This window comes from Variovorax sp. 05T418, from assembly GCF_056396385.1.
The window spans coordinates 1-1,631 of the sequence record NZ_JBFTLJ010000041.1; the positions used below are offsets into that span (position 1 = coordinate 1).

The following is a 1,631-nucleotide window of genomic DNA, read 5'->3' on the forward strand; positions in this document are numbered from 1 at the left end:
CTCGCCCGGCAGCCCGAGGAAGGCGCGCGCATGCTGGCCGCCGCGGCTGTCGGCGAAGTCGAACACCACCGCGCGCAGCGCGCTGTAGCTCGTCGTGCAGTAGCTCCACAGGTACGCCCGGTGTGTCTTGCCGTTGCCGGGCTTGAGCATCGCCACCGGCGTCTCGTCGGCATGCAGCACGCGGTCTTCGAGCATCTCGCACTTGAGCGCGTCGACCAGAGGCTGCAGCTGCACGCCGCACTGTCCAACCCAACTGGCCAGCGTCGAGCGCGGGATGGCGAGGCCCGCGCGACCGAAGATGGCTTCCTGCCTGTACAGCGGCAAGTGGTCCAGGTACTTGCCCACCAGCACCTGCGAGAGCAGCCCAGCCGTCGGGATGCCCTTGTCGATGATGTGCGGGGCGACGGGCGCCTGCACCAGCGTCTCGCAGTTCGTGCAGACCCACTTGCCGCGCACGTGGCGCTCGACGCTGAACACGCCTGGCTGGTAGTCGAGCTTCTCGGCCACATCCTCACCGATGCGCTGGAGCGTGCAGCCGCAGGCACAGGTGGTGCTCTCGGGCTCGTGGCGGATCTCCCGGCGCGGCAGGTGCGCGGGCAGTGCCTGGCGCTTGGGTTGCTGCTTCTCGCGCTGCGCGGCCGGCACCGCCGCGAGGTCCTCCAGCTCACGCTCCATCGCTGCCAAGTCGGCGTCGATGGTCTCYTCCAGCAGGCTCTTCTGCTCGGCATTGAAGGCTTCCGACTTGGCGGCGAACTTCAGTCGCTTGAGCACGGCCATCTCGTGCGTGAGCTTGTCGATGGCCGCTTGCTTGAACGCGATCTCGTGGTCGCGGCGTGCGATCTCGAGCTTGTCGGCTGCCGCCCCTCTCCTCAGGGAGAGGACCATCTCGCGCAGTTGCTGCGCGTCCAGGTGGTCAAGGTCGGCCGTGTCGATCACGGAAGGTGATGGTGCCCCGGCGTCCTCGCGAGCGCATCAGCACATTCGGCAATTGCACTACAGCACGCAGATCACTCCGGCTTCGCCGATCCGCTGCCACGGCAGACCGAGCACCAGCGCATCGAACTGGGGAGGGGTCAGGCTGAGGGTGGTGCCGCTGTCCTTGGGCCAGACGAACTTGCCCTGGTGCAGGCGTCGTGCCGACAGCCAGATACCGATGCCGTCGTGCACCAGGACCTTCATGCGATTGGCGCGACGGTTGGCGAACAGGTAGGCGTGGTGCGGGCGCGCGGCGCCGAAGACACGCACCACGCGCGCCAGCGCCGCTTCGGTGCCCGCACGCATGTCCAACGGCTCGACGGCCAGCCACAGCGCGTCGACGCGGATCACCTGAGGATCTCGCGCAGCCAGGCGGCGCATTGGCCTGACGCGCTCAACGGCCAGGTCACGTTCACCGCGATCGCGCCTCGGCGAAGCTCAAGGTGGATGTCATCTACGACCGCGGGGCCTGGCGCCAACGTGAGCGAGACGAACTCGGCTTGCGGGTTGCCGGCCTTCGAGGCGGTGCCTCTCGCGTCGACCATGCGGCGCCACTTGTGGACGAGGTTGGCGTTGAGGCCATGGGCCAGCGCCACTTGAGCCACAGACGCCCCGGGCTCTGCGCACGCCGCCAACACTTGCCGCTTCAGTTCGGC

At 68.2% G+C, this 1,631-nt stretch carries 3 protein-coding genes; all 3 read right to left on the reverse strand.

Features of this window, described 5'->3' with window-relative positions; genetic code table 11:
• The coding region (gene tnpC / locus AC1DMS_RS31645) for an IS66 family transposase (RefSeq protein ID WP_478182138.1) at positions 1 to 885 on the reverse strand (885 nt) is incomplete at its 3' end.
• A gap of 108 nt (positions 886 to 993) precedes the next feature.
• Entirely contained in the window at positions 994 to 1,326 is a 333-nt protein-coding gene (gene tnpB / locus AC1DMS_RS31650; protein ID WP_015866015.1) for an IS66 family insertion sequence element accessory protein TnpB, read from the reverse strand.
• Positions 1,323 to 1,631, reverse strand: a 309-nt coding sequence (locus AC1DMS_RS31655; protein WP_478182137.1) for a transposase, incomplete at its 5' end; no start/stop codon positions are given. The genes AC1DMS_RS31655 and tnpB, both read right to left, overlap by 4 nt.